23 protein-coding genes are annotated in these 25,742 nt (G+C 73.6%); 8 read left to right on the top strand and 15 right to left on the bottom strand.

What is annotated here, in order from left to right; genetic code table 11:
• The first annotated feature begins 181 nt into the window (after positions 1-181).
• The 3 genes from B5Y66_RS11585 to B5Y66_RS11595 are packed head-to-tail and all read left to right on the top strand — an operon-like array spanning position 182 to position 2,267.
• Positions 182-886 (top strand): MSMEG_4193 family putative phosphomutase, encoded by a 705-nt coding sequence (locus B5Y66_RS11585; protein ID WP_079574662.1) that lies wholly within the window; start codon positions 182-184, stop codon positions 884-886.
• Positions 887-895: 9 nt separating this feature from the next.
• Positions 896-1,456, top strand: a complete 561-nt coding sequence (locus tag B5Y66_RS11590; RefSeq protein ID WP_079574663.1) for a DUF3090 domain-containing protein — start codon at positions 896-898, stop codon at positions 1,454-1,456.
• On the top strand, positions 1,443-2,267 hold the full coding sequence (locus B5Y66_RS11595) for an SCO1664 family protein (protein WP_079574664.1): 825 nt from the start codon (positions 1,443-1,445) through the stop codon (positions 2,265-2,267). Before B5Y66_RS11590 ends, B5Y66_RS11595 begins: the two co-directional genes overlap by 14 nt.
• A gap of 61 nt (positions 2,268-2,328) precedes the next feature.
• On the opposite strand, the gene B5Y66_RS11600 is transcribed toward B5Y66_RS11595, so the two are convergent.
• The 5 genes from B5Y66_RS11600 to B5Y66_RS11620 form a co-directional block, all read right to left on the bottom strand.
• Positions 2,329-3,369, bottom strand: coding sequence for an NAD(P)-dependent alcohol dehydrogenase (locus tag B5Y66_RS11600; protein WP_079574665.1), 1,041 nt, complete (start codon positions 3,367-3,369; stop codon positions 2,329-2,331).
• An 87-nt stretch (positions 3,370-3,456) separates the two neighbouring features.
• Positions 3,457-4,851 (bottom strand): glucosidase family protein, encoded by a 1,395-nt coding sequence (locus B5Y66_RS11605; protein WP_079574666.1) that lies wholly within the window; start codon positions 4,849-4,851, stop codon positions 3,457-3,459.
• 96 nt (positions 4,852-4,947) lie between these two features.
• Positions 4,948-7,488: a polysaccharide lyase family 8 super-sandwich domain-containing protein gene (locus B5Y66_RS11610; RefSeq protein WP_079574667.1), complete on the bottom strand. Its 2,541-nt coding sequence runs from the start codon at positions 7,486-7,488 to the stop codon at positions 4,948-4,950.
• A 154-nt stretch (positions 7,489-7,642) separates the two neighbouring features.
• The gene (locus B5Y66_RS11615) at positions 7,643-8,362 is read right to left on the bottom strand and encodes a hypothetical protein (protein WP_139820856.1); all 720 of its coding nucleotides are present in this window, start codon (positions 8,360-8,362) and stop codon (positions 7,643-7,645) included.
• 287 nt (positions 8,363-8,649) lie between these two features.
• A complete protein-coding gene (locus B5Y66_RS11620) occupies positions 8,650-9,246 on the bottom strand; it encodes a DUF6318 family protein (RefSeq protein WP_079574669.1) in 597 nt (198 codons plus the stop codon).
• Positions 9,247-9,660: 414 nt separating this feature from the next.
• Between B5Y66_RS11620 and B5Y66_RS11625 the strand changes: the two genes are divergently transcribed.
• The gene (locus B5Y66_RS11625) at positions 9,661-10,095 is read left to right on the top strand and encodes a YybH family protein (RefSeq protein WP_079574670.1); all 435 of its coding nucleotides are present in this window, start codon (positions 9,661-9,663) and stop codon (positions 10,093-10,095) included.
• A 29-nt stretch (positions 10,096-10,124) separates the two neighbouring features.
• Here the strand turns inward: B5Y66_RS11625 and B5Y66_RS11630 are convergent, their stop codons facing one another.
• Positions 10,125-10,787 carry an SDR family NAD(P)-dependent oxidoreductase gene (locus B5Y66_RS11630; RefSeq protein ID WP_079574671.1) on the bottom strand — a complete coding sequence of 221 codons (663 nt, stop codon included), beginning with the start codon at positions 10,785-10,787 and terminating at the stop codon, positions 10,125-10,127.
• A 241-nt stretch (positions 10,788-11,028) separates the two neighbouring features.
• On the opposite strand from B5Y66_RS11630, the gene B5Y66_RS11635 reads away from it, so the two are divergent.
• Positions 11,029-11,523, top strand: coding sequence for a pyridoxamine 5'-phosphate oxidase family protein (locus tag B5Y66_RS11635; RefSeq protein WP_079574672.1), 495 nt, complete (start codon positions 11,029-11,031; stop codon positions 11,521-11,523).
• A gap of 49 nt (positions 11,524-11,572) precedes the next feature.
• On the opposite strand, the gene B5Y66_RS11640 is transcribed toward B5Y66_RS11635, so the two are convergent.
• From B5Y66_RS11640 to B5Y66_RS11655, 4 genes are all read right to left on the bottom strand, one after another.
• Positions 11,573-12,019 carry a hypothetical protein gene (locus B5Y66_RS11640; RefSeq protein ID WP_079574673.1) on the bottom strand — a complete coding sequence of 149 codons (447 nt, stop codon included), beginning with the start codon at positions 12,017-12,019 and terminating at the stop codon, positions 11,573-11,575.
• A complete protein-coding gene (locus tag B5Y66_RS11645) occupies positions 12,016-13,503 on the bottom strand; it encodes an APC family permease (RefSeq protein ID WP_079574674.1) in 1,488 nt (495 codons plus the stop codon). Before B5Y66_RS11645 ends, B5Y66_RS11640 begins: the two co-directional genes overlap by 4 nt.
• A gap of 42 nt (positions 13,504-13,545) precedes the next feature.
• Entirely contained in the window at positions 13,546-13,836 is a 291-nt protein-coding gene (locus B5Y66_RS11650; protein WP_079574675.1) for an SHOCT domain-containing protein, read from the bottom strand.
• A gap of 70 nt (positions 13,837-13,906) precedes the next feature.
• A complete protein-coding gene (locus B5Y66_RS11655) occupies positions 13,907-14,347 on the bottom strand; it encodes a DUF6325 family protein (RefSeq protein WP_176168853.1) in 441 nt (146 codons plus the stop codon).
• Between the two features lie 192 nt (positions 14,348-14,539).
• Between B5Y66_RS11655 and B5Y66_RS11660 the strand changes: the two genes are divergently transcribed.
• Positions 14,540-17,257, top strand: coding sequence for a cation-translocating P-type ATPase (locus B5Y66_RS11660; RefSeq protein WP_079574676.1), 2,718 nt, complete (start codon positions 14,540-14,542; stop codon positions 17,255-17,257).
• A gap of 34 nt (positions 17,258-17,291) precedes the next feature.
• Here B5Y66_RS11660 and B5Y66_RS11665 read toward each other — a convergent pair whose 3' ends face one another.
• Positions 17,292-18,914: an MFS transporter gene (locus B5Y66_RS11665; RefSeq protein ID WP_079574677.1), complete on the bottom strand. Its 1,623-nt coding sequence runs from the start codon at positions 18,912-18,914 to the stop codon at positions 17,292-17,294.
• 194 nt (positions 18,915-19,108) lie between these two features.
• Between B5Y66_RS11665 and B5Y66_RS11670 the strand changes: the two genes are divergently transcribed.
• The gene (locus tag B5Y66_RS11670; protein WP_079574678.1) at positions 19,109-19,735 is read left to right on the top strand and encodes a hypothetical protein; all 627 of its coding nucleotides are present in this window, start codon (positions 19,109-19,111) and stop codon (positions 19,733-19,735) included.
• Here B5Y66_RS11670 and B5Y66_RS11675 read toward each other — a convergent pair.
• The 4 genes from B5Y66_RS11675 to B5Y66_RS11690 form a co-directional block, all read right to left on the bottom strand.
• A complete protein-coding gene (locus B5Y66_RS11675) occupies positions 19,708-22,443 on the bottom strand; it encodes a LuxR C-terminal-related transcriptional regulator (RefSeq protein WP_079574679.1) in 2,736 nt (911 codons plus the stop codon). The genes B5Y66_RS11670 and B5Y66_RS11675 overlap by 28 nt on opposite strands.
• Positions 22,444-22,586: 143 nt before the next feature.
• A complete protein-coding gene (locus B5Y66_RS11680; RefSeq protein ID WP_079574680.1) occupies positions 22,587-23,981 on the bottom strand; it encodes an MFS transporter in 1,395 nt (464 codons plus the stop codon).
• 105 nt (positions 23,982-24,086) lie between these two features.
• Positions 24,087-24,713 carry a TetR/AcrR family transcriptional regulator gene (locus tag B5Y66_RS11685; protein WP_079574681.1) on the bottom strand — a complete coding sequence of 209 codons (627 nt, stop codon included), beginning with the start codon at positions 24,711-24,713 and terminating at the stop codon, positions 24,087-24,089.
• Positions 24,714-24,747: 34 nt separating this feature from the next.
• Positions 24,748-25,047: a GNAT family N-acetyltransferase gene (locus tag B5Y66_RS11690; RefSeq protein ID WP_217700791.1), complete on the bottom strand. Its 300-nt coding sequence runs from the start codon at positions 25,045-25,047 to the stop codon at positions 24,748-24,750.
• 113 nt (positions 25,048-25,160) lie between these two features.
• On the opposite strand from B5Y66_RS11690, the gene B5Y66_RS11695 reads away from it, so the two are divergent.
• On the top strand, positions 25,161-25,742 hold the full coding sequence (locus B5Y66_RS11695; RefSeq protein ID WP_079574683.1) for a hypothetical protein: 582 nt from the start codon (positions 25,161-25,163) through the stop codon (positions 25,740-25,742).

Below are 25,742 nucleotides of genomic sequence, written 5' to 3' on the forward strand. Positions count from 1 at the left end.
TGCAGCAACCGCGGAATTTCAACGATCCCGGGACCTCGGACTACACGATCAACTTCCGACCGATGAACTGGCCCGGAGCAGCTACACGCCCGGCCGGGCGTGGTCGGGCAAGCCTTCGGACCAGCGCGGCGACGTGCGCGCACCAGGACGAAGGCCAGGTGGCGAGGTCTAGGCTCCGGGCATGCCCACCGTGCTGCTCGTCCGCCATGGCCGCACGACCGCGAACGTGCAGGGCGTGCTCGCAGGCAGGACGGCGGGGGTGCGGCTGGACGCGGTCGGGCGCGAGCAGGCGCTGCGCACTGCGACGCGGTTGGCGGGGGCGCCCCTGGCCGCGGTGGTGACGAGCCCGCTGGAGCGGTGCCGGCAGACGGCTCGCGTCGTCATCGAGCACCAGCGGGGTGCTGATGGCGCCGCAGCGGCCACCCTCGTCGAGCATGGCATCAGCGAGTGCGACTACGGGCAGTGGCAGGGGCGAGCGCTGCGCGACCTTGCCCAGGAGCCGTTGTGGTCACAGGTGCAGACGCAGCCGTCGGCGGTGACGTTCCCCGGCGGCGAGTCGCTTGCGGCGATGCAGTCGCGGTCCGTCGCGGCGATCCGCGGTCACGACGCCGCGCTCGGGGAGCAGCACGGCGAGGGCGCGGTCTGGGCGGCGGTCGCGCACGGCGACATCATCAAGTCCGTGCTCGCCGACGCCCTCGGCATGCACCTCGACCTCTTCCAGCGCATCGCGGTGGGGCCGGGGTCGGTCTCGATCGTGCGATACGGGCCGCACCGACCGGAGGTGGTGGCCGTCAACACCGACGCTGGCGACCTCTCGTGGCTGCGGGGCGCCGCGCCGGCCGGTGACGCGGCCGTCGGCGGCGGTGCCGGCCCGGGTGCCTCCTAGAGTGGTGGCATGACCACTGTGGTGCACGAGTTCGACTGGCCCGACCGGGTCGTGATCGGGACGGTCGGCCGCCCCGGTGAGCGCACGTTCTACCTCCAGGCCCGCGCAGGGAAGCGGACCGCGAGCATCGCCATGGAGAAGCAGCAGTCGGCCGTGCTCGCGGAGATGATCGACGGGATGCTCGACGAGCTGGTGACCGCGGACGACACGCTCTCCATCCCCGCCGAGGCCCCGGCAGAGCTCGTCGACGACGCGCCGCTGGAGCAGCCGGTCGAGGAGGACTTCCGGACGGGTTCGATGCGCCTGGGCTGGGACCCTCGGACCGCGCAGATGGTGATCGAGGCCTTCCCCGTCGAGGAGGACCTGCCGGCCGACGACGATGCGCTCGTCGTGCGCGAGAACGAGCCCGAGCCCAGCGAGATGTTGGTGGTGCGGATCCCCGTCGGCACCGCGCGGGCCTTCGCCGAATGTGCCCGCCGCGTCGTCGCGTCGGGTCGCCCGACCTGCTCGGACTGCGGCATGCCGATGGACGAGGACGGCCACGAGTGCCCCCCGGATGTCACCGCGTGACACCACCGAGCGGCCCGACGGGCGCGCCGTGACGGAGCAGGTCGATCTCGAGGCGGGGGCCCTCGAGGTCGTGGGCCGCATCCAGACGGCCTCGAACGCGACATACGTCGGGCGGATCGGCGCCACCACCGTCGTCTACAAGCCCGTGGCCGGCGAGAAGCCGCTGTGGGACTTCCCGGACGGCACGTTGGCCGGTCGCGAGGTCGCGGCCTACCTCGTCTCCGAAGCCCTCGGCTGGGGTCTCGTGCCCCGGACCTGGCTGCGCGACGGGCCGCTCGGCCCCGGCATGGTCCAGCTCTGGCAGGAGCAGGACCCCGACCAGGACCCCGTCGACGTCGTCCCGTCCCACCTCGCGAGGCGCGACGGGTGGCGCGTGGCGCTGGAGGGCAGCGGCGCCGACGACGAGCCGGTCTGCCTGGTGCACGAGGACTCGCCGTCGCTGCGCCGGATGGCCGTCTTCGACGCGGTGGTGAACAACGCCGACCGCAAGGGTGGTCACGTGCTGCCGCTGAGCGACGGCAGACGCCTCGGGGTCGACCACGGGGTCACGTTCCACGTCGAGCCGAAGCTCCGCACCGTGCTGTGGGGCTGGGTCGGCCAACCCCTGCAGGCCGACGAGCTCGACGGCGTCCGACGGATCCGCGCTGACCTCGAGGAGCGCGGCGACGGCGGGCTCGGTGGCCGCCTTGCCGCGGTGCTCGACGTCGCCGAGCTCGCCGCGCTGGCCGAGCGGTGCGAGCGGCTGCTGCGCACCGCCGTCTTCCCGTCGCCCGAGGGCGACATGCCGGCCGTGCCCTGGCCGCTCTTCTGACGCACGGCGACCCCGTCCCGCCTGCCGACGGGAGCGGGGTCGCCGGCGCTCCGGACTGCCGCTACAGCGTCGCGGTGTCGATGACGAACCGGTAGCGCACGTCGCTCGAGAGCACGCGCTCGTAGGCGTCGTTGATCTGGTCGGCGCCGATGAGCTCGGTCTCGGGGGCGATGCCGTGCTCGGCGCAGAAGTCGAGCATCTCCTGGGTCTCGGCGATGGAGCCGATGCTGGAGCCGGCGAACGACCGGCGGTTGTTGAACAGCGAGAACACCTGGATGGGCAGCGGCTCCGGCGGGGCGCCGACGTTCACCATGGTGCCGTCGAGGCGCAGCAGCCGCAGGTAGAGGTTCAGGTCGAGCGGCGCGCTGACGGTGTTGACGATGAGGTCGAACCGGTTGGCGAGCGCCTCGAACGTGGCGTCGTCGTCGGTCGCGTAGTAGTCGGTCGCGCCGAAGGCGAGGCCGTCGTCCTTCTTCGCCAGCGTGCGCGAGAGCACGGTGACCTCGGCGCCCATGGCGGCGGCGATCTTCACGGCCATGTGGCCGAGGCCGCCCATGCCGACGACGGCGACCCGCTTGCCGGGGCCGGCGTTCCAGTGCGCGAGGGGCGAGTAGGTGGTGATGCCCGCGCACAGCAGCGGCGCGGCCGCCGCGTAGTCGAGGGCGGCGGGGACGCGGAGGACGAAGTCCTCGTCGACGACGACGTGGGTCGAATAGCCGCCCTGGGTGATGGTGCCGTCCCGATCGGTGCCGGCGTACGTGCCGGTGTTGCCCGCGAGGCAGTAGTTCTCCATGCCGGCGCGGCAGTTCTCGCACTCGCGGCACGAGTTGACCATGCAGCCCACGCCGACGCGGTCACCCACGGCGTGCTTGGTGACGGCGGAGCCGACCTCGACGACCTCGCCGACGATCTCGTGTCCGACGACCTGGGGATAGGTGATCGGGCCCCAGTCGCCGCGCACGGTGTGGATGTCGGAGTGACAGATCCCGGCGTAGCGGATGGCGATCAGGACGTCCTTCGGGCCGACGTCGCGACGCTCGATGGTCGTGGGGACCAGGGGCTCGGTCGCGGACGGGGCGGCGTAGGCGTTGACGGTGCGCAAGAGAGTTCTCCTTCGTCGGTGGTGCGGCGACCACCGTATGCGCTCCGCGCCGGGCGGGGGAGGCTCTCTCAGGGCACCCCAGACGTCTCAGCCGGCCGTGCCGACGAGCACCTCCACGCGGTGGGCGCCGGTGGCGCCGGCCGGGACGTGGACGTAGTCGTCCGAGACGTCGGCACCGTCCACCAGCACGACGGGGCCGCCGCGCACCTCGGTGACGCCGCGCACGGTGACGTCCAGGGTCGCCGCGCCGTAGGGGAGGCCGCGGAGCTCGACGGACTCGTCGACGTCGAGCGGGACCGGCGAGAACCGCAGACCCTCGGCGGACGGGACCAGCCCGACGAGCCCCAGGTGGACGAGCCGGAGCAGCGAGGTCGCGGACCACGTCTGGTCGGGCTCGCTCGGCCAGACGTGGCCGCACTGCCAGCCGCCGTGCGCCAGGCCGGTCGAGGGGTCGTACAGCTCGTCGAACCGGCCGCCGCGGGCGCCCACCAGGCGGTGGAGGTCCTCGAGGGTCCGGACCGTGCCCGCCCGGTCGCCGGAGACGGCCGACGCCAGCCCGGCCAGGCCCATGACCATGGGCCAGCACATCGCGTTGTGCCGACCCGAGCGGTCGTCGTCGTACCGGTCGAAGTGCGGGGCGACGTTGACGACGCCCGCCGGCCCGCGGCCGATCGAGGCGATCACCTGCCGGCTCCGCTCCGGAGGCACGAGGCCGACGACGACGGCGAGCGCGAGGCCGGCGGCCTCGCGGTGGCGGTCGAGGGTGCCCGCCCGCGGGCCGGAGCCGTGCAGGAGGTAGCCGTAGTTGTCGCCGTCGCGCAGGTGCTCCTCGATCGCCGCCGCGAGGTCGTCGGCCCGGGCGGCGAGCGCCGACGCGTCGTGGCCGAGCCGGTGGGCGGCCGCTTCGAGGCAGCGGAGGGCGGCGACGTAGACGACGTTGGTCGACAGCGTCATGACCTCGTGCGCGTCGGGGTAGTCGAGGACGAACGAGGTGGGCTCGTCCGCCGTGGCGGGCCCCGCGGGCAGCCCGGAGATGCCGTCCTGCATCAGCGCCGGGCCCGCGTAGAGACCCCAGCGGGGACGGAACCTCTCGCGGTGCAGGATCTCGAGCGAGTCGCGGCCCACCTGCCAGGCGGTCGCGAGGAACTCGTCGTCACCGGTCGCCCACGCGTGGTCGGTCGCGGCCAGCACCCAGACGATCTGGTCCCACCACTGGTCGTCCTGCGCGACGACGAGCCGCCCGTCCGGCGTGCGCTCGCAGACGCGCAGCAGGGTCGCGCGCGCGTCGTCGGGCCGCAGCAGGGTGGCGGCACCCCAGCAGTTGAGCGCCGCGTCGCGCGTCCACGGGTCGGCGTAGCCGCCGCCCGCGCGGATGAACGGGCCGGCGTCGTCGCGGACGACGTTGCGGTCGAGAGTCTCCTGCGCAAGGGCGTAGAGCTCCGTGAGCCAGGGCATGGACGAGGCACCGACGGTGGTGGTCATCGACCGATCCTGGCACCGTCGACCGACCACGGCCGACCACGGTCCATGGGCGGTGCAGAACGCGGTCGACGTGGTCCCGCGCGGGCGTGGTCGTCGTCAGCGCCGCCGCAGCGTCGCGGTGAGGCTCGCGCCGTAGGCCTCGTGCGTGCGGGCGCGCACCTCGGTGCCTCCCGGCACGCGCCGCACCTCGACGCCGTCGTCCGCGGAGACGACGTCGAGGTGCCGGCCGCGGATGGTCACGGTGACGGCGTCGCGCCGCATCGTCGGGTCGGACAGCGCCACGGTCGTGCGGCCGTCGTCGCCCTCGCGCACGAGGACCGACGCCGGGCCGTCGATCGCCAGGTTCCGAACCTGCGCCCGGCCCTCGAACACGGTCGCGGCCACGAGCCCGAGGCCGGAGTGGCGAACGGCCTGCACGCGCTCGTCGTTCGCGAGCACGGCGATCCGACCCTGGCGTCCGTACTCGGCGAGCCGCGCCTCGGTGGCGCCGGGCACGATCGCGTAGGCGAGCGCCGACCGGCGGCGACCGTGCTCGACCGCGGCCGTGAAAACCCGCTTCGTCGCGGCGGTGTCGGGGTTCGACGTCCGGACCGTGCGGCGGCTGCGCGTCACGTCCTCGAGCGTCACGGTCACCGGCCCGGCGTCGAGGACGGCGTACCCGACGGCCACGCCCTGCCCCGGGTTGTCCCACCGGAGCCAGTCGAGCCGGGCGGGCGCCCCGTCCGACGACCAGGGGCCTCCGTCGCGGCGGCGCCCGGTCACGACGACACCATCAGCGGGAGACGCGATGCGCGAGTCGAGCGTCGTGACGACGTCGCGGCCGTGCTGGTCGTGGATCCCCGCCGCGAGCACCACGACCTCGTCGTCGAGCAGGAACCACGACTTCACCGCGCGGGCGTTCGCGTAGACCACGAAGTCGTCGGGGAGGACGCCGGCCTGCGCGTCGACGTAGGGGACGTCGTCGGACAGCACCATGCCCGCCGCGCCGTACGCGCCGAGCGTCGCGCCGCCGGAGAACGAGTTCGTGGCGCGCGGGAAGTAGACGTAGGTGTTCTGCGACTCGGACGACGAGGTGAAGCCGAGCGGGTGGCCGGGGTTCTCGTACCAGGGTTGCCCGTACAGCTCGGGGACGGTGCGCCGCTCCTCGACCGGCACGGTGGTGCCGGGCAGGCGGTACGGCGAGACCGTCGTGTAGAAGTCGACGCCGAACGACTGCGTGTGGTCCTGGCCGGCGAGGTACAGGGAGAACGCGCCGTCGCCCTGGAACCACGGCAGGAGGTTCTCGCCGCTCATGTACTCGTACCTGCTGATCCGGTCCGAGCTGCGCGCCAGCGCGAACGTGAACGCGGGTCGGCGGTGCACGGTGCGGTCCATCGCGTTGAAGGCGACCGAGCGCGCCGGCGGGTTGAGGTCCGCGGCGGGCGCGCCCGCGTCCGCGAGCAGGTCGGCGTAGCGGACGGCGCTCACGGGCGAGACGAAGCGGGCGGGGTCGGGCGGCGTCGGCGACGCCGTCGCCAGATGGCGGACGTACGCGCCCAGCGCGGCGGCGTTGTCACCGCTCGTGTAGTCGGTGAGATCGACGGCGGCCTCGAGCACGGTGGCGACGTCGGCGTACCCGGTGCCGGTGCGCGACACGGCGCGGCCCTTGACGATCTCCATCATCCAGCCGTCGACGATCACGGGCGCGAACCCGTCGCGGACCCAGCCGTGCACGACGTCGGGCAGGTCGGTCCCGGGGGCGGCGTCGGTGCCGTCGAGCAGCTTGATCGTCTGTACGACGCGGGTCAGCAGCGTGCGCCCGTACGAGCCGGTGTAGGCCACCGAGTGGTGCTGGATGAACGAGCCGTCCGCGTAGTAGCCGTCGGTGTTGCCGTGCTGGATGTCGTAGGGGTCGATCGTCGCGAACACCGTGGACTGGTCGGCGATCGCCTTGGAGACGCGGGCGTCGTCGCCGGTGACGGCGCCCTGCAGCACGCGGTTGGTCGTGATGTCGGCGAGGTTCGCGCCGGTGTGGAAGCGGGAGTCGAGGTCGACGTCGCCGTCCATCCCGTTGCGCAGGTACGCGTCCATCGACGCGACGTAGGTGGTGACGAGGTCCGGCCGCTCCGTCGCGGCCAGGTCCGTCACGAGGGCGAACGTCTTGCTGACGCTCGCGGGGATGCCGATCTCCCAGTGGAACCAGTTGCCGTAGTAGCCGGCGGCCTGGTCGCCGAAGTGGTGGGCGTGGAGCCACTCGAGCCCGTCGAGCACGCGGCGCTGGACGGCGGTGTTCCCTACCAGGTCGGACGCGTAGCCCGGGGTGCAGGTCGCCAGGGCGATCTCGTACAGCCGGAGGAACGAGGTGCTGAGGTTCGGGTCGCTCGTGCCCAGCGGGACACCGGCGAACAGCTCGCCGGGGCCGGCGGCGTCCAGACCGGCCAGATGGGAGCGCGCGGCCGCGTGGATCGCGGCCAGCCGCGCCGCAGCCTCGGGGCGGCCGTTCGACTCCGCCGTGCCGGCGAAGATCGCCCGGGCGTTTGCCAGCAGGCGGGTGTGATCCGACGGGGTGTCCGCGCGGGCGCGCAGGGGCGCCGCGATCGCGACGAACGCTCCCGCGGGGACCAGCGCGAGGACCTGACGGCGGGACAGCTGCGGCATGACGAACTCCCTTGTTCGACGATGTCGACATCCAACCAAGCCGAGGCGGTCTGCGGCAATGGTTTCCACCGTCTGGCGGCGGCCGATCAGGTTCCGCAAGGAGGCCGGGTCCGCGACACCGTCGGGTGACGAGCGCCGATGCTCCGGCGCAAAGTCAGCAGACGGTGTTGCCGTCGAGGTCGTCGCAGACCAAGCGGGTGCGGGCCTCGGTGACGGTGGTGGGCCCGGTAGTGCTGGTCGTGGTGATGGTGCCGGGGATGTCGGTCCAGGTGCTGGTGCCCTGCACGCGGAAGCGGCCCTGCCAGGTGGTGGTCAGCGCGACGGCGACGCCGGTGCGGTAGGCGTTGCCGTTGTCGTCGACGGCGGTCCCCGCGTCCTCGCCGGGGGTGCCGAGACGGCTGTAGGTGTGTCCGACCCAGGACTTGTCCGGCGTCGGGTCGCCCTCGTGCCACGGACGACCGGGGTCGGTGGTGGTGAGGGTGTCGCCGCCGGAGTACGGGTCGTCGAAGTTCCAGGTGAACTCCGCTGGGTCGGCGCGGATGACGACCGGCACCCCGAGCAGCGTGACGGTGCGGTCCTGCGCCGTGGCCGACGTGTAGGCGGGGTAGTGGACGTTGACGATCATGGGCGGGTTGCCCTGCATCGTCGCCACGGGTGCCTCGATCTTCATCGTCTTGAACTCGCGCCGGGCCTGGGCCGCGAGGTCGGCGGGGGTGATGCACTCGTCGTCGGTGAGCTGCTCCGCCTCGTCGTACGAGCCGTCGTCCCGCACGCGCTGGACCCAGAGTGCGTCGAGCGCGTACTCGCCCTCCTCGCACGGCATCGTGATCTCGGCGACGTCCGTGCCCTCCGGGCACGCGCCCTGTGCTGTCACGATCCCGCTGAGAGAGTCCAGCTCGCCGCCCAGCTCCGCACAGGTCACTGCGTCGGTGCGGACGTAGCGGTCCTTTGGCTTGTTGTCAGCAGGTTCACGTCCATCAGGACCGTGTTGCCAGGCGGTGCCATCACCGCCGACACCAACAGAGTCACGCCCATCGTCGGCTGCTCCGGTGATCGTCACCGGAGGCTTTGTGGTCGGTGGAGGTGCCGCTGCGGCCTCCATTGAAGCCGAAAATGCCAGAGCTGCTCCTATAGCGCACGCGAATCCACTCTTGATGACAGTCATGACTTCGGCTGGTCCGCCACGCCGACGATTCGCCACTGGTTGTTAGCCCGAGCGACCTCAACCCGGTATTTCGTGTTCGTACGCGGATCGGCGAAGACCTCGTCACCAGACGAATCGGTCACTGACACTGCGGAGATAGTCGCCTTGACGTCGACGGGCCAGATGCCCGTACCCGCGTCCTGTTCGTAGGTGTGCGTGACGCGTGCCGCGACTTTGCCGCCCTGCCAGGTGAGGTCGTTGCTAGCGAGTTCTTTGGCTTGGTCGAGACGGTTCGCGCAGTATTCGCAGCTCTTGTGCGACATCGCTTCCCACTCGGCGGTGTCGCCAGTCTTCATGATGTAGTCGTCGAGCTCGAGGAAGTACACGGCCGCGGCTTCGGCGCCGGCGGGGCCGTCGTCGTCCATCTCCTTCGGCCGCTCGGGCGCGACGACCACGGCGGTGGAGCTGGGCGACGGGGAAGCCGACGGGCTGGCGCTGGTGGGTGTCGGCTCGGGCGACGGGGTCGCGGGCTTGTCGTCGCCGCAGCCGGCGACGAGGAGCGCGGCAGCAGCGGCGATGGAGGTGGCGGCGAGGATGGCCCGGTTGCGGGTCATGACGGGGCTCCCTGTCAGCGGTGACGTCGGGCGTCACTGTAGAGCAGATCGCCAGATGGTTGCCCGGGAGTCTGTGGACAACGTCATCGGTGCACGTCGTACGTCCTGCCCGGCGATCGGAAATGATCGGGTCGACGGCCCACGACCCGGCCCTGTACGGGTTCAGCGACGACACCGGCAGCTCTGGTTCTTCCTGTCCTGGCTGATCCAGCAGGGGATCCGGCGGCCGGCGCCGGCCGCCGCGGCATCTCAGCCTGCTGCCGCGGCCGACCGTGCGGGCGTCGTGCGGGGCTGCGCCGCCGCCGGGCGAGCGCACGGGTTGAAGCACCGCTGCCGGTGTGGTGACGTGGGGGCTCCGAGGTCGCCGGCGACCGCCCCGCGGCCCTCATCGCTCACCCCGAGAGGTCATGGACGATGGTGTCGACGTGGGCCGGCTTCCAGGCCGCGCAGCGTTCCGCCCTGGCCGCGCTGGTGGCCGGCGACCCGCACGGCTTCCAGCAGCTGTGGGACCACACCCCGGACGTCTCGCTGCTGGGCGCGTTCGGCGGCGTCGCGCGCGGCTGGGACGAGGTGCGCGACCGCCTCGCCGCCGTGGCAGTCACGTACGGGAACGGCGTGTACCGGCGGCTCGACCAGCTGGACGAGCACGTCCACGGGGACACGGCCTGGATGGTGCACGTGGAGGAGATCCACTCCCGGTCCGCGACCGGGGAACGAGAGGTCCGAGAGCGCCGCGTCACCAAGGTCTACCGGCGCGGCGAGGACGGCTGGCGGATCGTGCACATGCACTCCGACCCGCTGGTCAGTTCCTCCTTCCCGGACGGCGACGACGGCGGGAACGGCGGTTGACGGCCTGCGGCCCGGCGGCCCGCGAGGCGTCAGTCCAGCGGGCGCACGAACGTCCGGAACTCGCCGCGCTCGGTGTGCAGCTCCCACAGCCGCTGGGCGAGGGCGTCGGGCTCGTGGTCGGGCTCCCCGCCACCGATGCCGAGCGGGATGATGAGCTGCGCCACGTGGATGCCCTCGGGCGCCAGCGCCTCGTGCAGCAGCCGGGCGTAGGCGCTCTCGCCGGCGAAGGCGACGGACGTGCCGGTCACGGCCCCGCGCGGGCGGACGGCGCTGCCGCCGTTCGGGAACAGGACGGTGCCGCGGCCGAGCTCGCGCATCCCGGGCAGCACGCGCTGCACGGCGGCGGCCGGGCCGAGCACGGACATCTCGAGCGGGCCGACGAGGTCGTCGGCGGTGGTGTCGAGCACGGGCTTCATGAACTCGCGCGCGGGCACCGGGCTGTACTGCAGCACCTCGACGGGGCCGAGCTCGGCGGCCGCCCGGTCGAGGGCGTCGCCCAGGGCGGTGCGGTCGCGGGCGTCGGCGACGAAGCCCGCAGCGGTGACGCCGTCGTCGCGCAACGCTGAGGCGAGCGCGTCGAGCTTCGCGGCGTCCCGCGCGACGAGCGCGACGGAGAATCCCTCGCGGCCGAAACGCCGCGCGACCGACAGCCCCAGCCCGGGGCCGGCGCCGATGATGGCCAGTGTCGTCATGTCGTTCCTCCCGCAGGGTGGGCGGCCCGGTCGGGCCGGCTCAGGTCCCAGTGAACGCCCGCGGCGGCGCGGGAGGAAGTCCCTGGGGAGACGTGCACCACCAGGGCACCCCGTGGGAGCTCGGCCGCGCCGTCGGTCGCGGCGCGACGCCGAGTGCGATTCGATGTCGAGGGTGCGCGGTCCGCTCCGTCCCAGGGGCGACGGCGGCGACCGGCGCCGCTACGGACGGAGGGACACCCTGATGGACCAGCTGGACATCGATCGCGAGCTGACCGACGCGGGGGAGCTGCTGGCCTCGCCGTCGGCCCTCCACGTCGCCTACACCGCGCTGGACGGCACACCGCGCGTGGTCCCCGCGGGCTTCCTGTGGACCGGCACGGAGCTCGTGATCGCCACGGCCGCGACGGCCCCCAAGGTCGCGGCGCTGCAGGCGCACCCCGACGTCGCCGTGACGATCGACGCGAGCGACGGGCCGGCGGGCGCACGCCAGCTGTCGGTCCGGGGGCGCGCCGAGATCACCATCGTCGACGGCGTCGTGGAGGAATACCTCGCCGCGTCCCGCAAGGGCATGGACGACGAGGCAGCCGCGCAGTTCGAGCAGGCCTGCCGTGAGCTGTACGACCGGATGGCGCGCATCGCGATCGTGCCGCGCTGGGCGCGCTACTACGACTTCGGCGTGGGCCGGATCCCGACGTTCCTGCAGGAGCTCGCGGCGCGCGGGGCGGCAGGCCGTTGAGCTGAGGCGCACGGCGGGTCGGGGCGGGGGCGGACGGGAGGCCCGCCGGTCAGGGCGTGGTCAGGTCGTCCGTCGTCAGCCTGTCGGCGAACTGCCGGAACTCCGCCAGCTCGTCGGGGCAGTAGATCCCCATGATCAGCAGCTGTCCCTGCACCACCCGGCTGTCCGCGATCACGGGCCGCGAGCCCGGCCCGGTGGCCCCGTTGGCGAGCTGGGCGAGGTAGACGGACCTGCTCAGGGCGTCGTTCGGGTTCGCGCACACCGCGCCGCCGTCGTCCGCGAGCACCCGCATCACCTGGTCCTGGGACGGCGTGCGGGCGCCGGCGGCGTCGAGGGCCGCGACGAGCTGGTCGGCCTTGGCCTCGGCGTCCCGGGTCTGCTCTCCCGACCGGTAGAAGATCAGGCCGAGGACGACGAGCGCGACGACGACCACGGCCACGACGACGTACAGGACGCGGCGCTCGCGGGGCGGCTGGGTCTCGTCGACGGTGCTCATGGTTCGTTCGCCCCCGTGCTCTCGACGTCGATGCCCTCGTCGTCGCCCGGGACCGCGGGCTGCCGCCACGACGGCTTGCGGAACCGGTAGAAGAGGTACGGGACGAGGAGACCGAGCCCCAGCGCCCCGCCGCCCACGATCAGGAAGTACAGGCCGGTGTTGCCGCCCGCGAACTGGGACGGCGGGACGAAGCCCACCAGCAGGGCCGCGAGCGAGGCCGCGAACCCGACGCCGCACAGCGACACGAGCAGCGGTGCCCGGAAGCCGCGCGGGTGGTCGGGGAACCGCCGGCGCAGGCCGACGGCGGCCACGAACATGAGCAGGTACATGATCAGGTACACCTGCGTGGTGATCACCGAGAAGATCCAGTAGGCGCTGGAGACGTCGGGGATCAGGGCGTACATCAGGCCGATCACGGTCGTCACCACGCCCTGGACCACCAGGATGTTCTGCTGCACGCCGTGCTTGTTCAGCCGTTGCAGGAAGGGTGGCAGGTAGCCCTCCTGCCGTGAGATGAGCAGCAGGCCCTTGGACGGGCCGGCGAGCCAGGTGAGCATGCCGCCGAGCGAGGCGGTGACCAGCATGACCCCGACGATCGGGGTCAGCCACTGCGAGCCGAAGTTCGCGAACACCGCGTCGAAGGCCTGCATGACTCCGGCGGTGAGGGACAGCTCCTCGGCGGGCACCACCCAGCTGATCGCGAGCGCCGGGAGGATGAAGATCAGCATCACCATCCCCATGGCGAGGAACATCGCCTTGGGGTACTCCTTGGCCGGGCGGCGCAGCGAGGAGACGTGCACCGCGTTCATCTCCATGCCCGAGTAGGACAGGAAGTTGTTCACGATGAGCACGAGGCTCGCGAGCCCGGCCCAGGCCGGGAAGAGGTGGTCGCCGGTCATCGGCGCCGCCGACTCGTTGCCCTGGCCGAGGAACACGGCGCCGAGCGTCACGAGCACGACGCCGGGGATCAGGGTGCCGATGATGAGGCCGCCGCTCGCGAGGCCGGCCACCCCCTTGGTGCCGCGGGCGGACACCCAGACGCCGCTCCAGTAGACGACGATGATGACGAGCGCGGTCCAGACGCCGCTGCTGGCCAGGGCCGGGTTGAAGACATAGGCGAGGGTGCTCGCGACGAAGCCCAGCAGGCTCGGGTAGTAGAAGATCGTCATCGCGAACTGGCACCACACCGCCAGGAAGCCCATCGGCTTGGAGATACCGAGCGCGACCCAGTTGTAGACGCCGCCCTTCCAGCCGGAGGCGAGCTCCGCGGAGACGAGCGACGTGGGCAGCAGGAAGACGACCGCGGGCAGCAGGTAGAGGAAGACGCACGCGAGCCCGTAGACCGCCATGGTCGGCGCGGCCCGCAGGCTGGCCACCGAGCTGGTGGTCATCATGGCGAGCGCGACCCAGGAGATCCACGCCGTCGCCGGCGGTTTCGCCCGGGTCTCGGCCACGGCCGGCCGGGGAGTGTCCGTGGAGCTCATCGTGGTCCCTTTCGTCCCGACACCGTCTCCCGTCGACCCGGGTCAGGACCCGAGGATGCGGGCCTTCTGCGCGGCGAACTCCTCGTCGGTGAGGACGCCGCTGTCCCGCAGACTGCCCAGCTTCTCCAGCTGCGTGATCACGTCGGAGCCGGAGGCCGCCGCGGGTGCGGGCGCCGCCGGCGGCGGCGGGGCGTAGTCCTGCGGCGGTGGTGGCGCGTACTGCTGTTCCTGCGACGCCCAGCGGCCGGCCTGGCGTCGTGACACCCGGTTCGACACGGCGGTCGCGGTGCCCGCGACCACCGCGGTCCGGGCGACGCCACGTAGCAGTCCCATCTCGCTCCTCCTCGAACTCGTCCCTGTAGTCGTCGTCCCTGTAGTCGTCGTCGCCGTGGCCTTCCGAGCCTCAGGCGGGTGGCGCGGACTCGAGCGCGTCGAGCGCCGCGACGACGTCGTCGACCGGGATGCGGCCGCTGGAGACGACCTCGGCGCCGGCCTCGCGCATGGCGGTGACGAAGGGCCCCGCCCACGTGTTCTCGTACACGATCATCCCGACGGCGTTCCCAGGTTCCACGAGGGAGGCGCCGCGCGCCAGGTCGTCGTCGTCGAGCAGCCCGGAGGTCGCCCCCTCGAACACCGCGAGGTCCAGCTCCCCGTCGTCGTCGAGGTCGGTGAGCGCCACCCCGACGACGCCGGTGTCCGTCACCTTCGCGACCCGCAGGTCGAGGATCCGGATGATCCCGCGCTCCACGAGGTCCAGGAGCGCGGGCAGCCCCTTGCCCTGCAGCCTCGCACCGGGAAACTCCAGGACGAGGTAGTCGATCGGTCCCACCTGCTGCGCGGTCATCGGGGTCCTCCTGCGACGGTGCGGGCCTGTCGGTCGCGGCCCGTGCGGCCGCGATGCACAGGCTGGCACCGCGGCGGGTGGTCGCACCCCACCCCGGGCGGGGTGGAGCGTGCCCACCCGGGTCGCCCGCAGCATCGGTCCCGACGGCAACCGCCGTGCACGCGTCCTGTCCCGCCGACCTCGGAGCCGAGCATGACGAGCACCGACCCCGGACCGGCCTCGGTCGACCCGGTCTCCGCCGAGGCCCGGGACGTGGCGCGCGCGACCGGCGTCGACCCCGACCGCGGTCTCGCGGCCGAGGAGGCGCGGTCGCGGCTCGCGTCGCACGGGCGGAACGAGCTGGCGGCGCGGGCCCGGGAGCCCGGCTGGCGGGCGTTCGTGCGCCAGTACGAGGACTTCATGCAGATCGTGCTGCTGGTCGCCGCCGCCGTGAACCAGGTGGTCACCGGGGACACGGGGACGACCGCGGTGCTCGCCGGCCTCACGGTGTTCAACGCCGTGATCGGCCTGCGGCAGGAGGCCAAGGCCGAGGAGAGCGTCCGGGCGCTGGCGCAGATGATGCGGACGGTCTGCCGGGTGCGGCGCGACGGCCAGGCGGTCGAGATCGACGCGGCCGAGCTGGTGCCGGGGGACGTCGTCCTCGTCGAGGCCGGGGACCGGGTGCCCGCCGACGGCCGCCTGTGGGTGGCGGCCGCGCTCGAGGTCGAGGAGGCCGCGCTGACCGGCGAGAGCCTGCCCGCCGCGAAGACGGTCGACCCCGTCCCCGGCGAAAAGGTCCCCCTCGGGGACCGGGTCTGCATGGTGTTCATGAACACGTCGGTGACCCGGGGGCGCGGCGAGCTGATCGTGACGGCGACCGGGATGGGCACCGAGATCGGGCACATCGCCGACATGCTGGCGGGCACCGAGATCGCGAGGACGCCGCTGCAGCGCCAGCTCGACTCGCTGTCCCGGATCATCGCGTCGGTCGCGGGCGTCGCGCTCGTGCTGGTCGTGATGCTCGGCCTCGCCCAGGGGCAGCCCTTCGACACGCTGTTCGTCACCGGCGTCGCGCTCGCCGTGGCCGCGATCCCGACCGGCCTGCCCGCCGTGGTCACGGCCCTGCTGTCGATGGGCACCCGCGAGATCGCCCGCCGGCACGCCATCGTCAAGCGGCTGCCCGCGGTCGAGACGCTCGGGTCGACGTCGGCGATCTGCTCGGACAAGACCGGCACCCTGACGCTCAACAAGATGACCGCCCGGCAGCTCGTCGTCCCGGGCCACGGTCGCTTCACGGTCACCGGCGAGGGATACGCCACGGACGGGGAGATCCGGCACGTCGGGGGGCAGCGGATCGACCTCGACCCCTACCTGCTGCCGATGGTGCTGTGCGCCGACGCCGTCCTGGACGGCGAGAACCTCGTGGGTGACCCCACGGAGGGGGCGCTGATCGTGCTCGGCGCGAAGGGCGGCCTCGACGTCGAGGGCACGCGCGCGGCCGTCCCGCGGGTCGCGGAGGTGCCCTTCGACTCCGCATACAAGTTCATGGCGACGTTCCACGAGGCGACCGGCGACGACGGGCGGCGCCTCGTCCGCTGCTACGTGAAGGGTGCGCCGGACGTCCTGATCGCCAGGTCCACCGGCGTGCTGCGACCGGACGGGACGACGACCGTCCTGACCGACGACGAGCGGGGGCGCGCGCTCGCGGCCAACGACGCCATCGCCTCCGCGGGGGAGCGCGTGATGGTCGTCGCCCAGCGCGACCTGGAGCCCGGGGAGCTCCGGGGCCGAGACCTCGTCGAGCTCGTGGACGGCCTCACCCTGCTGGCCATGGTCGGCATCGTCGACCCGCCCCGCCCCGAGGCGCGGGCGGCCATCGCCGAGTGCCGCGAGGCCGGCATCCGGGTCCGGATGATCACCGGGGACCACGCGACGACGGCCGCCGCGATCGCCGCGGAGCTCGGCATCGAGGGCCGGGCTGTCACCGGCGGCGAGTTCGCGGCGATGAGCGACGAGCGCCTGCTCCGCGAGCTCGACGAGATCGGCGTCGTCGCCCGCGTCGCACCGGAGGACAAGGTCCGCCTGGTCCGCCTCCTCCAGCAGCGGGGCGAGGTGGTCGCGATGACGGGGGACGGCGTCAACGACGCCCCGGCGCTCAAGACGGCCGACATCGGCGTCGCCATGGGCATCACCGGCACGGAGGTCTCCAAGGAGGCCGCCGTCATGGTGCTCACCGACGACAACTTCGCCACCATCGTCGGAGCGGTGTCGTACGGTCGCGCGCTCTACGACAACCTGGTCAAGTACCTGCGCTTCCAGATGTCCACCCTCGTGGCCTACATCGCGATCTTCCTCGGTGCCGGCACCTTCGGGATCGCGGGCGGGGTACCCCTCGACCCGTTGCAGATCCTGTGGCTCAACATGGTGGTGGACATCCCGCTCGCGATCGCCCTGGGCTTCGACCGGCCCGCGCCGGGGCTGATGTCGAGGGCGCCCCGGCCCGTGTCCGCCCCGGTGATCTCGCGCGCCGGGTGGGTACGGCTCTGTGCCCAGGGCCTCGTCATGACGGCAGGCTCCCTGCTCGCCTACCAGGTCGGCGACCGGCAGGGCGGCCCGGTCGTCGCGACGACCATGCTCCTGACGACGCTGTCGCTGTTCCACCTCGCCGGGGCCCTGCTCTCCCGCGACCCGGTGGGCACGATCTTCGACCGTGACGCCCTGCCCGGGGCGGTCCAGCTGCGCCGGTACGGCCTGGCGCTGCTCGCGATCGTCGCGGTGACGGGTGTGGACCTGCTCGCGCGGATCTTCGGCACCACCGGGCTGTCGTTCGGGCAGTGGTGCGTCGCCGCCGGCCTCGCCCTCTCCCTCGTGGTGGTCGAGGAGCTGTGGAAGCTGGTGTCCAGACGGCGTCGCCCCCGGACACGCGCCTGACGCCGCCGCCGACGGCGGGGTGGCCGGGCCGGGGTCATCCCGGAGGCTTCCGGGCGCCGACCGCCCGGGTGGGCAGGAGGCGGGTCAGCAGCACCGCCACCGCGGCGAGCACGGACAGCAGCGCCAGGCTGGTGCGCAGGCCGTCGATGCGCGCCGCCTCGTTCTTCTCGACCACGGCGTCGACCTGCTCGGCCGGGAGCCCGGCCTCGACCAGCCCTGCCTCCAGCTGGGCGTCGGAGAGGAACGGGATCCCCGCGGCGAGCTGCACCGTGGCGGTCTCGGCCAGCTCGTCCGGCACGGCGGGGTCGTCCCGGATCCCGGCGAGGAAGCTCGCGGTGAGCGACGCGACCAGCACCGACCCCGCGAGGGCCGTGCCGAGGGACGCCCCGAGGTTGGTCGACGTGTTCTGCAGGCCCCCGACCTCGCCGCTGAGCCGATCGGGGACGGCGGAGACGGTCACCGCGCCGAGCTGCGACGACAGGGCGCCCACCCCGATCCCGGCGAGCAGGAGCGGCAGCGACACGATCTCGGGTCCGGCCCCGACGTCGAGAGCCAGGACCAGGGACACGATGCCGGCCAGCAGCGCGACCAGGCCGATCGTGACGACGCGCCGCGGCGAGGCCTCGGGCCAGATCTTCGGGACGGCGACCGCCGCGAGGAGCAGCGCCACCGACAGGGGGAGCAGGCGCAGGCCGGTCTCGAACGCGCTGAGCCCGAGGGCCACCGACAGGTAGAGCGGGATGGTGAAGAACAGGCCCGCCTGCAGCAGGAACTGGAACAGGAACATGACGAGGCCGCCCACCAGCTGCGGGTTGCGCAGCAGCGTGACGTCGACCAGGGGTTCCTGACCGTGGGCCACCCGCCGCCCCTGCCACCACAGGAACACCCGGATCACGACGAGGCCCGCGACGATCAGCCACAGGGTGGCGGACACGCCCGCGAGGGCCGGGGCGCCGGGCTTGGCGCGGACCCAGCCCCACTCGCTCGAACGGAGCACGCCGAACACGGCGACTCCCAGGCCCAGCGCCGACAGCACGACCCCCACGAGGTCGATCCGCGACCGGGCGGCGGGCTCGGCGTCGGCGATCCGGCGGGTCAGGACCAGGATCGCCAGGACCACGACCACCTCGCCCGCGAACACGTACCGCCACGTCCAGTAGGTCGTGACCGCACCGCCGATCAGGGGGCCGGCCGCCACCGCGATCGCCCCCGCGGAGGCGACGAGGCCGTACGCCCGGGGTCGTTCCGCGGGCGGGAAGTTCGCCGCCACGAGCGCCACGATGGCGGGCATGATGAGCGCCGCGCCGAGGCCCTCGAGCACCGACCAGCCGAGGACCAGCACTCCGAGGCTGGGCGCGAGCGAGGTCGTGAGGGACCCCACCCCGTAGATCACGCAGCCGATGGCGAACGCCCTGCGGCGCCCGATCATCGTGCCGATCTTGCCGCCGGTGATCATCATCGTGGCCATCACCAGCGTGTAGAGCGTGATGGCGGTCTGCACACCGGTCACGGTGGTCCCGACGTCCTCGGCGACCTGGGCGATCGAGACGTTCATGACCGAGCTGTCGAGGGTCATGAGGAACTGGCCCGACGCCAGGGTGAGGAGCACGACCCCGCGGGTGCTGCTGGTGCGTCCGGCCGCCGGTCCCTCCGCCATCGTCGTCCTCTCCCGGCCGCCCGCCGTGCACCGCCTGGCGCGGTCGCCCTACCCGTCGTGGTCGGCGCATCCGTCGTGTCGGAGCATCCGTCGTGTGCGGGTGGGCGCGAGCCATCCGTCGCGGGGTGGTGCCGGCCCACCCGCGACCGGGCCAGCCTGGCGGGGCACGACACGACTGCGCGGGAGGGAGTCCGATGACCGACGTGCCGGGGGCGAGCGCGGCGCACGGGCCCGACGACGACCTCCTCGAGTACCTCCTGATCGCCGTCCCGGCGGTGGAGCTCCTGGCCGGCGTCGTCGCGTCGGTCGCCCGGCTGGTCCGGTCAGGGGTGCTCGGGCTGGTCGACGTCGTCCTGCTGCGCCGGGCGCCCGACCAGGCGTCGGTCACGGCTCACACCCTGCGGGACGTCGAGCAGCTGGCCCCGCTCGCCGCGCTCGAGGATCCCCGGGTCCGGCTCAGTGCACACGACGTCGCGCTGGCCGCCGTGGCGGTGGAGCCCGACGCGGCGGCACTCCTGCTGCTGATCGAGGACCGCTGGGCCACGGCGCTGGCCGCCGCCGCGCGCGCGGCCGGCGGACGGATCGTCGGTGGCGAGCGGCTGGCCCGCGTCCGCGTCGTCGCCGCCGGGGACGTCACGGGGGCCGCCGCCGGTCGCCGCGGGGCAGCCGACCTGCTGGTCCGCGGCCCGGCGACGGGCCTCCACCCCGAGCTCGCCGTCGACCCCGCGGCGCAGCTGCGCACCCTCGCCGAGCTGGTCGAGCGCGGCGTCCTCACGTTCGACCAGTACGAGGCTCAGCGTCGCAGGGTGCTCGAGGGGTGACCTCGCCCGCGGCTGATCAGCGTGCGTGCCAGCTCCGCCGCCTCCGCACGCGACCCGCAGCCGAGCTCGCGGTAGATGGTCTTGAGGTGGAACTTGAGGGTGTTGACGGAGATGTACAGCTCGTCGGCGATCTCCCTGAGGGTGAGCCGGCTCGGGAGCATCCGCAGGATGCCGAGCTGGCGGTCCGTCAGCGACCGGGTGAGCTCGCGCACCGCGGCGTTCGAGAGGGCCGCCCCGTTCACGGGCACGCGGCGCAGCCGGGCCAGCCACGCCGGGGGCACGCGCCACGCCAGCCGCTCGATCGCCTCGACGACCTCGGGGCCCGCGCTCGCGACGGTCTGCACGAGCCCGTGCGCGGAAGCGAGCTCGACGGCCCTCAGCAGGTGTTCCTCGGCCTCGGCCGGGCCCGCGGCGGTGCGGCCGAGCAGCAGGTCGCGCACCACGCGGTGGCGCGGGTTGCGGGGCTCGGCGTCCTCGAGCAGGTCGCCGACGGCCCCGGGCTCTCCCTCCGCGACGAGCACGAGCGCGCCCTTGACGGCGGACCAGAACGGGTCGTCGATCTGGGCCACCCAGCGTCGCGCCTCGTCCGTCCCGCCCCGGGCCAGCGCGACGAGGCAGCCCGTCCTCGCCAGGAGGCTTCGCCCGCCGGGCCCGGTGACGTCGGTGTCCACGATCTCGGTGGCCCGGGCGAACGCCCGTCCTGCGGCGTCGAGGTCGCCCTGGTCGAGGTGCGTCCGGGTCAGCTCCAGGCAGGCGAGCAGGCGGCAGTGCGGCAGCGGGTCGCAGTCCGCGTCGGCGAGGCGCGCGAGCAGCGGGAGGGCGGCCGCCCGGTCACCGATCTCCCGGTCCGCGATCCCCTCGGCGGTCAGGAGCTCGGTACGGAGCATCGTCATGCCGGCCTGGTCGGAGGCCTTCCGCGTGCCCGCGACGAGGCGCAGGGCGTCGACGGGGTGCCCGCCCAGCGCCGCGCCGAGCGCCCGCGTCCCCTCGAGCGCGAGCCGCCGCTCGGGTGCCGCGGCGATCGTGAGCGCGAGCTTGCGCACCTCGGCGCTGGCGTCGTCCCACCGCTCCGCGAGCGCGACCTCGCGGGCGACCAGGTTCCAGCCGTACCGCACCACGGGATCGAGCGGCCACGAGTCGCCCGTCGTGGCGAGCCCCGACCGGGCGAGCCCGGCGCCCCCGGCCCAGTCGCCACGGATGGCGGCGACGACCGCGTGCAGCACCTCGATCCGGGCGCGAGCCGGCGCCTCGATCCCGCCGCCGGCGACGTCCGGGACGGCGTCGTGGGCCCGGGCGTCCAGCCCGTCGACCGTCTGGACGAAGTTCGCCCGGTCGACGTAGAGCCGGCACCACGCGAGGTCGGTCATGGCGGCCGGGTCGGCCAGCGCGACGTCCTCCGGGATCGCGGCGAGCATGCGCAGCACGGTCGACCCGCGCCCGCTCTCGTGAAGGGCGGCGACGCAGGACGCGAGGAGTCGCAGCGCTTCGCGGTGCTCCCTCGCCAGCAGCAGGTGCTCGAGGGCGTTCACCGGCTGCCCGTCCTCCTCGTACCACCGGGCGGCGAGCCGGTGGAGCCGGGCGACCCGTTCCGGGCTCTGCCGACGCAGCCGCGCGACCAGGGCCCCCCGGACCAGGCCGTGCAGCTCGTAGGACCCCGCCGGCTCGATGCGGGCCACGAACAGGCCACGCTCCTCGGCGCGCGCCAGCAGGTCCGGGGCGTCGTCGCGGTCGGCCAGCACCTGGGCGAGGTGCGGGGCGACGCGGTCGATGACGGCGGTGTCGGTCAGGACCTCCACGACGTCCGACGCCTCGCCCCGGAGCACCTCGTGCCACACGTAGTCCTCGAGGTAGCGGGCACCGTCGTCGTGTCGCAGGGCGTCCGGTGCCACTCGGTCCTCGGCGGCCCGGTCTTCGGCGGCCCGGTCATCGTCCGCCCGGGCCTCCGCAGCCCGGGCGGCGAGCGCGGCGAGCTGGATGCTCGCGGCCCAGCCCTCGGCCTGCCGTGACGTCTCGTCCACCTGGTCGGCCGGCATCGTGGGCGCGAGCCGGGAGAGCATCGCGGACGCCTCTTCGTCCGAGAACCTGAGCTCGGTGAACCGGACCTCGCCGAGCAGCCCGCGGGCCCGCAGCCGGTCCACCGGGAGCTGCGGGACGCGCCGGCTCACCAGCACGACGTGCAGCCAGCGGGGAAGGTGCTGCACGAACGTTCGCAAGGACGCGGCCACGGGTTCGTCGTCGACGAGCTCCAGGTTGTCGACGACCAGCACGCGCGGGTCGTAGGCGCGCGCCTCCAGGTCGTCGAGCAGCACCGCCAGGGCGTCGGCGAGCGGTCGCTGCTGCCGTATCGCCCGGGACGCCGTGTCGGAGCACCCCGGTGCGATCCCCTCGAGGGCCGCGAGGATCCCGCGCCACAGCTGGGCCGGGTCGCGGTCGGGCTCGTCCACGGACAGCCAGGCGTGGGGGAGCGTCGTCCGGGCGGCCCAGTCGCGCACCAGGGAGGTCTTGCCGGACCCGGCCGGTGCGACGACGAGCGTGAGCGGCGCCTGCACCGCGTCGTCGAGCAGCCCGACGAGCCGGGGTCGCGGCACGAGGTACCCCGGGTTGACGGCCGGGCGCAGCTTCGCCTGCGAGACCGTGGACAGCAGGTCGCGACGGCCCGGGGTCGAGGCGTCGAGGTCGGGCGCCCCCGGCTCGTGTGCACTCTTCATCGGTGACTCCGCCTGGGTGTGGTCCTGCCAGTATGTGCCCGCGGAGGGCGGGCGTGGCAGCACCTCAGGGTCCCCTTCGGCACGGCAGCGGGCCATCGGAAGGGCGAGATATCACCCGGTCCGCCGGGTCCGCGGCCGCGCGGTCAGCGGGCGGCGCGGGCCGGGGCGAGGGACGCGAGGCCGGCCACGAGGGCGACGGCGGCGGCGAACCAGTACCCGGCGGCGAACGTCTCGAAGCTCGGGTCCAGGAGGGCCGCGGCGGCCACGCTCGAGACGGCGGAGACGCCGGTCGCCGCGCCGAACTCGTGGAACGTGCTCAGTGCGCCCGAGGCGACGCCTGCCTCCTGCGGCGCCACGGCCGAGAACAGGCTCCCCGAGGCGGCGACGAACACGGAGCCGACGCCGAACCCGGCGACGGTGATGCCGACGACGAGCACCGTCATCGAGAAGATCCCCGCGGCGGCCGCGAGCCCGGCTGCGGCGACGAGCAGCCCGACGACGGAGATCGCGCGCACGCCCCACCGGGGGAGTGCCCGACCCGCGAGGTTCGCCCCGAGCATGGTCCCGACCGCGACGGGGAGGAAGCACAGGCCCGTGTCCAGGGGGCTGAAGCCGTGCAGCTGCTGCAGGGTGAACGAGCCGAGGAAGAACACGGAGATCATCAGCGCCGTCGCGACCAGGATCAGGGCGAGGCCGCGCGCCACGGGCCGCCGCACGAGCATCGCGGGGTCGAGCAGCGGCGCGGCGGCCGAGCGCAGCCGCAGCGCGAGCAGCACGTAGCCCGCCACGCCGACCAGGAGGGCGACGAGGGTCTGCGCGCCGAGCCAGCCGTGGTCGCCGGCGGCGACGAGCCCGTAGACGACGGCGGCGGTCGCGAGCGTCGCGAGGGCGGCGCCGAGCAGGTCGAGCCGTCCGCCCGAGCCGGGCCACGGCCGCACCGTCCGGACCAGCGTCAGCAGCAGGACCACCCCGACGGGGACGTTCACCCAGAACACCCACGGCCAACCGGGTCCCGAGGTGAGGAGCCCGCCCAGGAGGACGCCGACGGCGGCGCCCGCGCCGCCGAGCGCCGACCACACGCCGAGCGCCCGGGGCAGCTCGGCGCCGGCGAACGTGCGCACGACGACCGACAACGCAGCCGGCGACATCGCCGCCGCACCGACGCCCTGCAGTGCGCGGGCCGCCAGGAGCTGCTCCGCGGAGCCCGCGAACCCCGCGAGCAGCGAGGCGACGGTGAACAGCCCGAGGCCCGCGAGCACGACACGGCGAGGGCCGACGACGTCGGCGGCCTTGCCACCGAGCAGCATCAGCCCGCCGAAGACCAGGGCGTAGACGCTCGCCACCCAGGTCAGGCCCGCGCGGTCGAGCCCCAGGTCGGCGCCCATGTCGGGCAGGGCGATCGCGACCACCGTGACGTCGACGATGAGCATGAGCTGGGCGACGCCGAGCAGAGCGAGGACGCGCCAGCGCCGGGGGTCGGGCGCGGCGGACCGGTCCTGGGCGGTCTTCGCCGTAGCGGGCTTCTCTGGTGAGGTCATGGCACGGTCCCTCGATCGATCGATCCCGGATAAGTCGAACACGCCTGTTCGGGTAAGTTAACTCGAACAGGCGTGTACGACAAGAGGGTCGTGCGGGTGATTCCGTCAGGCGGAGAGGGCGGCGAGGGTCGTGTCGCGCACGAGGGCCGGTGCGTCGTCGGCGGTGATCTCGCCGCGGTGCACGGCGGCGGACGCGCCGTGGAGGATCGCCTGGAACACGCTGAGCTGCCACTCGACCGGCATGTCCGCGCGGAACTCCCCGGCCGCTCGGCCGCGCTCGAGCACGTCGCGTGCGCGCGCCATGGGTCCGTCGTGGGCGCGCCGCATCTCCTCGGGCGGTAGCACCTGCGACCCGGCGACCACCAGCGCCCCGAAGCGGTGGGTGAGGTGCCAGGTGGCCTCCAGCATGCGAGCCAGGGCCTCGCGCGGGTCGCCGTCGAGGTCCACCTCTGCCAGCGACGCGTCGGTCTGCGCGATGGCGCGGTCGACGACCTCGCGCACGAGCGTCGCCCGGGAGTCGAAGTGCCCGTAGAGCGTGACCCGGCCGACGCCTGCGGCCCTCGCGATCTCGTTGATGCTGGCGTCGGGGTCCGTCGCCAGCACCCGGGTGGCCGCCGCCACGATCGACTCGACGTTCCGGAGGGCGTCGGCGCGCTTGGCGCGGTCCCGGCCGCCGTCGGCCGCCCCGGCCGACCGCTTCGCCGCTGCCGTCGATGCCGGTGTCGTGGTCACGAGGTTCCTCCAAGCCTGTACAGGGATGTCCAGGTTAACGTCCCGGGCCGAGGAACCGGTGGCAGTCGACCTCGACGGTTCCGCCGTCGACGGGCGCCCGGTGCGCGAACCGGCCCTCGTCGACCCAGCCCTGCCGCGCGTAGAAGCGCCGGCCGGCCGTGTTCCCGGTCGCGACGGCGAGCCAGGCGCGGGCGTGGCCGGACGCCCGCACGGCCTGCTCCGCGCGGCGGAGCAGCGCCCCGCCGAGGCCGCCGCCGCGCGCGGCCCGGTCGAGGTACAGCTGCGCGACGGCATCCGTGTCCTCCGGCGTCGCGGGCCGGAGCTCGCCTCTCATCGGTGTCTCCATCGGCCACTCTTCCCATAACTCGAACACCGACGTACAGTTTATGCGCTGGGGCGTCAGCGGTAGCCCCAGGCGGTTCGCACTCACAGGGGAGCGAGAAGACCATGACCCAGGACCAGGTGCGTGACACCTCGAGGACGAGCGGCACCGCGCGGTCGACGCTCGGTCGGGTGTGGCCGGCGGCGCTGGGAGTGCTCGTCGCGGCGGGCACGATGATCGGGCTCGCGGACGCGCGCGACGTCGCCCCGGTGCTCGCCGCCTCCGGATTCGTCTACCTGGTCGCGGCCGCGCTCGGCCGCCCCGGCGCGGCGTGGCCCGCGTTCGGGGTGACGTTCGTGCTGATCGGCGTCGCCAAGGTCACCGACCTCGACCCGACGGTGTGGCTGCTGGCCCTGGCCCTGGTCCTCGCGGTCGTGGGCCTCGCCCGCGGGCGAGCGCGGCCGGCATGGTCGCTGCCGCTGCAGGCGGCGGCGATGCTCGTCCTCGCCGCCGCAGCGCTCGTCGCCGTCCGGGCGGACGCCACCGCGGGCGGACTGGTCGTCGCCGTCGCGCTGCTCGGACACGCCGCCTGGGACTTCCACCACCACCGCACCGGGCGGGTGGTCAGCCTGTCCCTGGCGGAGTTCTGCGGCGTGCTCGACGTGCTGCTGGCCGTCGCGCTCGGGGTCCTCGTGCTGACGGCGTGA

Origin of the sequence: Krasilnikoviella flava, assembly GCF_900167525.1 — a bacterium.
Classification (GTDB): Bacteria; Actinomycetota; Actinomycetes; order Actinomycetales; family Cellulomonadaceae; genus Isoptericola; species Isoptericola flavus.

Excerpts from the sequence above, each read along its gene's own strand:
- B5Y66_RS11695 (WP_079574683.1), top strand. The coding sequence starts at position 25,161 with ATGACCCAGGACCAGGTGCGTGACACCTCGAGGACGAGCGGCACCGCG.
- B5Y66_RS11680 (WP_079574680.1), bottom strand. The coding sequence starts at position 23,981 with ATGACCTCACCAGAGAAGCCCGCTACGGCGAAGACCGCCCAGGACCGG.
- B5Y66_RS11605 (WP_079574666.1), bottom strand. The coding sequence starts at position 4,851 with ATGACCACCACCGTCGGTGCCTCGTCCATGCCCTGGCTCACGGAGCTC.
- B5Y66_RS11655 (WP_176168853.1), bottom strand. The coding sequence starts at position 14,347 with ATGACCGCGCAGCAGGTGGGACCGATCGACTACCTCGTCCTGGAGTTT.
- B5Y66_RS11645 (WP_079574674.1), bottom strand. The coding sequence starts at position 13,503 with ATGAGCTCCACGGACACTCCCCGGCCGGCCGTGGCCGAGACCCGGGCG.
- B5Y66_RS11590 (WP_079574663.1), top strand. The coding sequence starts at position 896 with ATGACCACTGTGGTGCACGAGTTCGACTGGCCCGACCGGGTCGTGATC.
- B5Y66_RS11640 (WP_079574673.1), bottom strand. The coding sequence starts at position 12,019 with ATGAGCACCGTCGACGAGACCCAGCCGCCCCGCGAGCGCCGCGTCCTG.
- B5Y66_RS11650 (WP_079574675.1), bottom strand. The coding sequence starts at position 13,836 with ATGGGACTGCTACGTGGCGTCGCCCGGACCGCGGTGGTCGCGGGCACC.
- B5Y66_RS11610 (WP_079574667.1), bottom strand. The coding sequence starts at position 7,488 with ATGCCGCAGCTGTCCCGCCGTCAGGTCCTCGCGCTGGTCCCCGCGGGA.
- B5Y66_RS11595 (WP_079574664.1), top strand. The coding sequence starts at position 1,443 with ATGTCACCGCGTGACACCACCGAGCGGCCCGACGGGCGCGCCGTGACG.
- B5Y66_RS11625 (WP_079574670.1), top strand. The coding sequence starts at position 9,661 with ATGGTGTCGACGTGGGCCGGCTTCCAGGCCGCGCAGCGTTCCGCCCTG.
- B5Y66_RS11665 (WP_079574677.1), bottom strand. The coding sequence starts at position 18,914 with ATGGCGGAGGGACCGGCGGCCGGACGCACCAGCAGCACCCGCGGGGTC.
- B5Y66_RS11690 (WP_217700791.1), bottom strand. The coding sequence starts at position 25,047 with ATGAGAGGCGAGCTCCGGCCCGCGACGCCGGAGGACACGGATGCCGTC.
- B5Y66_RS11660 (WP_079574676.1), top strand. The coding sequence starts at position 14,540 with ATGACGAGCACCGACCCCGGACCGGCCTCGGTCGACCCGGTCTCCGCC.
- B5Y66_RS11675 (WP_079574679.1), bottom strand. The coding sequence starts at position 22,443 with ATGAAGAGTGCACACGAGCCGGGGGCGCCCGACCTCGACGCCTCGACC.
- B5Y66_RS11670 (WP_079574678.1), top strand. The coding sequence starts at position 19,109 with ATGACCGACGTGCCGGGGGCGAGCGCGGCGCACGGGCCCGACGACGAC.
- B5Y66_RS11620 (WP_079574669.1), bottom strand. The coding sequence starts at position 9,246 with ATGACCCGCAACCGGGCCATCCTCGCCGCCACCTCCATCGCCGCTGCT.
- B5Y66_RS11585 (WP_079574662.1), top strand. The coding sequence starts at position 182 with ATGCCCACCGTGCTGCTCGTCCGCCATGGCCGCACGACCGCGAACGTG.
- B5Y66_RS11635 (WP_079574672.1), top strand. The coding sequence starts at position 11,029 with ATGGACCAGCTGGACATCGATCGCGAGCTGACCGACGCGGGGGAGCTG.
- B5Y66_RS11630 (WP_079574671.1), bottom strand. The coding sequence starts at position 10,787 with ATGACGACACTGGCCATCATCGGCGCCGGCCCCGGGCTGGGGCTGTCG.